Source organism: Salmonella sp. SAL4457, from assembly GCF_046548235.1.
In the GTDB taxonomy this organism is placed as follows: domain Bacteria; phylum Pseudomonadota; class Gammaproteobacteria; order Enterobacterales; family Enterobacteriaceae; genus Salmonella; species Salmonella enterica.
In genome coordinates, this window is record NZ_JBGDZO010000486.1 from 1 (window position 1) to 272 (window position 272).

The window sequence follows — 272 nt, forward strand, 5'->3', positions numbered from 1 at the left end:
GTCCAGGGTCACTCGCCAGCCGCGCGAGGTTCCGCTGGCAGTGGAGGCGACCATCGGCTTGCCGTCCACCCGGTAATCGATACCCAGGCGGCGCGCCTCGTTCTCGTTCATGGCGATGCTGGTGGCGCCGGTATCCACCAGGAACTGCATGTTCTGCCCGTTCACCGAGCCAGCCACCCAATAGTGCCCGCCCGTACCGCGGGCGATGCTGAAGCTGTGCCGCTGCGGCGCCGAATAGCCCGCCTCGTTGTATTCGCGGCTCAGTTCGTAGG

1 protein-coding gene is annotated in these 272 nt (G+C 66.5%); it reads right to left on the reverse strand.

What is annotated here, in order from left to right:
* Positions 1–272: TIGR02281 family clan AA aspartic protease (locus ACLJNW_RS25160; RefSeq protein ID WP_410961351.1), on the reverse strand; the 272-nt coding region annotated here is incomplete at both ends.